The 6090-nt window shown below is 40.6% G+C and carries 7 protein-coding genes and 1 pseudogene; 1 reads left to right on the top strand and 7 read right to left on the bottom strand.

Translation table 11 applies throughout. From position 1 onward, the window contains the following. Positions 1 to 58 precede the first annotated feature (58 nt). From AC52RT_RS00920 to AC52RT_RS00905, 4 genes and pseudogenes are all read right to left on the bottom strand, one after another. On the bottom strand, positions 59 to 757 hold the full coding sequence (locus AC52RT_RS00920) for a LutC/YkgG family protein (RefSeq protein WP_495539014.1): 699 nt from the start codon (positions 755 to 757) through the stop codon (positions 59 to 61). Further along, positions 754 to 2184, bottom strand: a complete 1431-nt coding sequence (locus tag AC52RT_RS00915; RefSeq protein ID WP_495539013.1) for a LutB/LldF family L-lactate oxidation iron-sulfur protein — start codon at positions 2182 to 2184, stop codon at positions 754 to 756. Before AC52RT_RS00915 ends, AC52RT_RS00920 begins: the two co-directional genes overlap by 4 nt. 35 nt (positions 2185 to 2219) lie before the next feature. Then, a complete protein-coding gene (locus AC52RT_RS00910; protein ID WP_495539012.1) occupies positions 2220 to 2936 on the bottom strand; it encodes a (Fe-S)-binding protein in 717 nt (238 codons plus the stop codon). A gap of 242 nt (positions 2937 to 3178) precedes the next feature. Further along, positions 3179 to 3334: pseudogene (locus tag AC52RT_RS00905) on the bottom strand (GntR family transcriptional regulator); the annotation flags it as partial. Between the two features lie 174 nt (positions 3335 to 3508). Here AC52RT_RS00905 and AC52RT_RS00900 point away from each other — a divergent pair. Further along, complete coding sequence (locus AC52RT_RS00900; RefSeq protein ID WP_495539011.1) at positions 3509 to 5251, top strand: B12-binding domain-containing radical SAM protein; 1743 nt, start codon at positions 3509 to 3511, stop codon at positions 5249 to 5251. Between the two features lie 31 nt (positions 5252 to 5282). Here the strand turns inward: AC52RT_RS00900 and ykzE are convergent, their stop codons facing one another. The 3 genes from ykzE to AC52RT_RS00885 form a co-directional block, all read right to left on the bottom strand. Further along, the gene (gene ykzE / locus AC52RT_RS00895) at positions 5283 to 5429 is read right to left on the bottom strand and encodes a protein YkzE (protein WP_495539010.1); all 147 of its coding nucleotides are present in this window, start codon (positions 5427 to 5429) and stop codon (positions 5283 to 5285) included. Continuing rightward, entirely contained in the window at positions 5426 to 5581 is a 156-nt protein-coding gene (gene ykzP, locus AC52RT_RS00890) for a protein YkzP (RefSeq protein ID WP_495539009.1), read from the bottom strand. Before ykzP ends, ykzE begins: the two co-directional genes overlap by 4 nt. A gap of 127 nt (positions 5582 to 5708) precedes the next feature. Next, the coding region (locus AC52RT_RS00885; RefSeq protein ID WP_495539008.1) for a zinc-binding dehydrogenase at positions 5709 to 6090 on the bottom strand (382 nt) is incomplete at its 5' end.

Raw genomic sequence — 6090 nt, 5'->3', positions numbered from 1 at the left:
TTCCTGACCTCTTTTGTCGACAAACTGAAACCTCAAGAGTTTGAGGTTTTTTTTGGCTTTATTTGTCTTCAACTATTATGTAAGCTGCTCTTACAGGTCCATGGACCCCGACAACGAGGTCCATTTCTATATCAGCTGAATTGCTCGGTCCTGTAATAAAGTTTATACAGGAAGGAAGGATCTCACCATTTTTTACTTTTCGCCGAATAAGTTGTGCTGCTTGTGTCATCCTTGGCACAATACTGCTTTTTGGAATAATAGAGATATAAGTTCTAGGAAGCATACAAACCGTTCTTCCCTTATTAAAGTCACTGAATAATATGACCGTAGCTGATTCGGCTAGGGTTATTTCACTGAATGTAATACCGATATTGGCTCTTTCAGCAAGCTTGATATTTTCTCTTCCCTTTGTATAGTCCCATACATCCACATGATGATCTGCCATTGACTCTGAAAGTCCATATTCCATAAATCGATTATCTTTTGGGAGGATAATCCGTCCTCCGCCAAATTCGTTGATCACATACCGTAGTGTAGTTGGGAGATCGGATACACTTGTTTGATAAAAGTCTGTGTGAACCCGCTTACAATGTTCCTTTAACACGAATAAGAGATCTTCGGTGGATGCTGATTTCATTACCTCATCTTGTGGTCGATACGCCCAATCCGGCCGTTTCACTTCTTTTTTTGAAGTTCTTCCATATTGACGGGCAATATTTTTCATAAATACATCTCGATTGTGTATTATACCTGTCATGATTTTTCCCCTTCCTTATCACGACTCTTGAACCAGTCACGGAATCGTTCCTTATTAGGCGCTGGAAATTCTCTGCTTTCCGTCCACGCTTTTAATGGACCCGGTCCTTTAGAAATACTTGTCCCCGTTGTAAACGGACTCATTGCAGATGGCGCAATTTTCGAACCAAATTTATAGAGCCTAGGTGAAGCAGCACCTAAACCAAACGCCTTCATTGCCAGCTTTTCTGATATGGGGGCTTTCCCCTCTTTTTCAACGATTACTTGCCTGTGGAGTAAGAGAAGTTCATGAAGAGGAATTTTAACTGGACAAGCATCCGTACACGCGGCGCAAAGGGTAGAAGCATATGGAAGTTCTTTATAATCTTCATAACCGCCGAGAAGAGGTGATAAAACCGCTCCAATTGGTCCTGAATAGATTGAGCCGTATGCATGCCCGCCTACATGCCGGTATACCGGACAAACATTCACACAAGCAGCACAGCGAATACATTGAAGAACGGATTGAAATTCTGTACCAAGAATTTTAGAACGTCCATTATCAACGATGACTAAATGAAACTCTTCTGGTCCATCTGCCTCATGAACTTGTTTAGGTCCGGTCAATACCGTGATATAGCTCGTAAGTCTTTGGCCTACGGCGCTCCTTGTTAAAAGACTAACAAGGACTTCAAGTTCCTCATAAGTAGGAACCACCCGTTCCATTCCCATTACAGTAATCTGTGTTTTAGGGAGGCTTGTGACAAGATCAGCATTTCCTTCATTTGTCACTAACGAAATAGACCCCGTCTCAGCAACTGCAAAATTGCAGCCCGTTATGCCAATATCAGCTTGCAGAAACTTTTCTCGAAGAATTTCCCGAACATGAGCGGTCAGCTCATCTGGGTTTTCCGTTTTTGTATAGCCCAGCTTTTCCTTGAACACATCGCGAATTTGCTCTTTATTCTTATGAAGTGCTGGAGCAACGATATGGGAAGGCGGATCATGATCATCAATTTGAAGAATATATTCACCCAAATCTGTTTCAAGCACCTCACAGCCAACTTCTTCAAGCGCTGCATTTAAATTAATTTCCTCTGTCACCATGGATTTAGATTTAACTACTTTTTTGCCATTCTTTTTTTGTATCACTTCTTTAATATATGTGTTTGCATCTTCTGCAGTTTCGGCAAAAAACACGTGGCCGCCAAGTTGGGCAACGTTTTCAGCTAACTGATTAAGATAGTAATCAAGGTTCTCCAGCACATGCTTTCTGATTTCTTCACCATGAGAGCGCCATTCCTCCCAATTACCGAGTTCTTCTGCAGCAGCCAATCTCCGCCCATGCAAGCGTTCTTGAGCACCTGATACGGCTGCCCGCATAAAATCATTTTGAATCCCGGAATCCACCCGTTCTTTAAAATTCTCCGAGCCGATTTTCATTGGCATATGCTACACTCCTTTTCTTTTTATCTATCCACCTATCAACGACTGTTCAGTACTTCAGCGAGATGCATAGACTTGATTGGCATTCCTTTTCGCTCAATACGTCCGCCAATATTGATTAAGCAGCCGGCATCACCGCCAATGAGATAATCTGCTTTTGTACCGTTGATATTCATCACCTTCTCATCAACCATCTGCTCGGAAATCTGTCCCATTTTCACTGAAAACGTACCTCCGAATCCACAACAATTATGTGCACCAGGCAATGGAACCACTTCAAGCCCCTTCACATGTTTAAGCAATGTAAACGGAGCGTCTGTCACATGGAGAAGACGTGTCATATGACAGGAAGTATGATAGGCGGCTGTACCCTCAAGTCTTGCTCCAACGTCTTCAATTTTTAATACATCTACAATAAATTGTGATAGCTCATACGTTCGTTCAGCAATAGAAATCGCCTTTTTCTCCCACTTTTCATCGCCCTTAAACACATGCGGATATTCCTTAAACATCGCTGCACATGATCCTGAAGGAGTGACAATATACTCAGCATCCTTAAAGGTCTCGATCATCCGCTTCATAGGCTCTTTTGCTTCATTAACATATCCGCTGTTATACGCTGGCTGTCCACAGCAAACCTGTGATTCCGGAAAGTCGATCACACATCCTAAGCGTTCAAGTAACTCTACTGTTGCTTTCCCAACATTGGATTGAAACATATCAACTAGGCATGTAGAAAACAGGGTCACTTTCATTCTCATTCCTCCATCCTGATTGTACATATAATTCAACAGGTCATCTGATGACTTAGATAAAAAAGCACTTCATCATCTGAGTAGAATATTTTTTATTTGTTAAAATTATACTATTTTTTTGATATATACCAATCCTCATATCATGACCAAAATTATTACTTTTTCAGAAAATGAGTCAGTACTTTCTCCACATTCTGCTTTAATTCAATCAGCCCCATAGAACGCAACGCACTTAGCGCTTAACGTATGGCAGAACGACCGACTTGGAAATTTTCCGCCAGACGCTCAATTGAATCCAGCTTTTCTCCCGGCTTAAGTTGTCCGCTTTTTATACTTTCAAAAATTTCATCTGCAACCTGCTCATATATTTTTTTCGGTTTAATTTTCTTATAATCCATGGTCTTTTTCTCCCCACTCTAACTTCTATCATTTTATTATATAAGGATTGAATAAAAATCACACTTTTCGGTTTAGTTTGAAGTTAGTTTAGCTTTCTTTATGACCATACTATGGTAAAATAAACCGTTAGCTACAAAGTTGTGTACGGATTGAAAGGAGCTTTCTTAACGTTTATGAAAACCATTATGTGTACGTTAAATGCTAAATATATTCACACCAGTTTATCCATTCGCTATTTAAAAGCCTATGCCGAACCTGAATTCCCGGTTCAGCTAGCTGAATATACGATTAAAGATCCTATATTAAACATCGTCAGCGAGCTCTATTCAAAAAAACCTGATGTTATAGGGTTCAGCTGCTATATTTGGAATATCGAAGAAACCATTAAAGTCATCCAAGCTCTAAAAAAAATTCAACCTGACCTATGTATTATTCTCGGTGGACCAGAGGTGACCTATGACGTAACAGAATGGCTCGAGCGCATACCTGAAGTAGACTTCATCGTAGTTGGTGAAGGCGAAATTACCTTTAAGTCCCTTTTAGCAGAGATTTATGGAGCTCGTGACTTTTCTAAAATTGGTGGAATTGCCTACCGACGAGATGGTAAGAACGTTATTCATCCACAGATAGGGAAACTCGATTTAAAATCCATCCCTTCTCCCTATCGATTTGAAGAAGATCGTGCTGAATTAGGAAAGCGAGTCACCTATATTGAAACGAGCAGAGGATGCCCATTCAGCTGTCAATTTTGTTTGTCCTCTATTGAAGTAGGCGTGCGCTACTTTGACCGAGAAAAGATTAAGGATGATATTCGTTACTTGATGAATCATGGTGCGAAAACGATTAAATTTGTTGATCGGACCTTCAATATCAGCCGAAGTTATGCCATGGAAATGTTTCAGTTCTTAATTGATGAACACCTCCCTGGCGTCGTCTTTCAATTTGAAATAACCGCTGATATCATGCGACCTGAGGTTATTCAATTTTTAAATGATCATGCACCTGCAGGGCTATTCCGGTTTGAGATCGGCGTTCAGTCTACAAACGATCAAACAAATGAGCTGGTTCAACGCAGACAGAATTTCGAAAAACTGTCTCGTACGGTAACGATGGTTAAAGAAGGAAAGAAAATTGATCAGCATTTGGATTTAATTGCCGGTCTTCCTGAAGAAGACTACCACTCTTTCCGCAAGACCTTTAACGATGTATTTGCAATGCGGCCTGAAGAGCTGCAGCTTGGCTTTTTAAAGATGCTTCGGGGAACGGGTTTACGCATTCGTGCTAATGATCATCAGTATATCTACAGCGATCATGCACCCTATGAAATCTTAGCAAATAATGTCCTGCCATTTGACGACATTATTCGTATAAAACAAGTGGAAGACGTGTTGGAGAAATACTGGAACGACCATCGAATGAATGCTACGGTGGAGTATTTGGTCACAAAGGTGTTTCCGTCACCATTTGATTTCTTCCAAGAATTCGGGACATATTGGGAGGAGAGGGGCTGGTCAAGAATTGGCCACCAACTAGAAGATTTATTCCGCAGGCTCTATCAATTTCTTGGAGATAAGGAAATTGAGGACTTTGATGTGGTTCTCGGGTTAATGAAATATGATTATTTCAAGACGCATAAATACAAACCTAGAAAGCCTTGGTGGGAGCAATCATATAACAAGCTGGAACGGTCAGCCGTTTATTCCTCCGTATTAGAGGATCCTAACAGGCTTGGGACAGACTTTATCAACCTCAGTCTGACAGAGAAAGATTTGTACAAGCATACCATGCTAGAAGAAGTACCTTTCGATATATCACAGTATATACAAAGTGGTGAAGTCAATAGAGGCCAATGTATTATGCTTGCTTATTTTGATCCATCAGGAGTTGGAACAGCCATCTTCTCAACCAATAAATAGGATAGGTTTTGGCCAATAATGGCCGAAACCCCTATTTTTTTTGTTTATCAGAATTAAGCAGCTCATAGATTTTTGCAGCATTCAAATCTCCTGAAAATTCCATACCAAACTCTTCTCTACTTTTACTAAGTAACTCCGTCTTTTTTTCCGCTTCTTTATGCTTTTGTTTTATCGTCATTTTCCTTCACGACCATGCTTGGAATTCCGATTTGCACCCTTCATTGGGTTTTCATCAGCGGCAAATTCATTAGCATATTCATTTTCTCGTTGATTGCGCTTTGGTGTCTTGCTGGTTTTGACAGCACCGTCGACATTGGCCTTCCTTTTCATTTAGAACACCCTTTCTTTGCTGAACTCTTGCTTCAAGCGTTTTACCGCCTACCTTAGAATGGGGCGAATAGCAGGTAATTTATACGGTCATAAATAAAAAGTATTCCTTAGAACACTGCATCACTCACTAGACATCTTCCAAGCAGTTTCGGTGATTTTTCACCTCAAGAATCAGTTTACCCTTTGTTTTTCTTGATTGCATCGCTTCATGAACCTCTCCCGCTTGATCTAAAGAAAAGACATCACCAATCGTCAGCTTTAGCTTTCCTGCAGCAACATAGGTATATAATTCAGTCATGCTAGATCTTAACAGATCTTGATTTCTCATAATTTGCGGCAGAAAAAAGCCAATCACAGTTTGATTTCGACGCATAAGCCTTGTTGGATCAAATTGATACGGCTCACTGCTGGCATTACCATAGACCACAATTCTTCCCATCGGTGCCAAACATTTAAGTGTATGTATAAAATTATCTCCGCCAACCATTTCCAACCCCAAATTGACCCCC

The organism is Peribacillus sp. (assembly GCF_059453735.1).
Note: the sequence above shows the minus strand (reverse complement) of the source record. Positions and strands in the feature narration are given on the sequence as shown.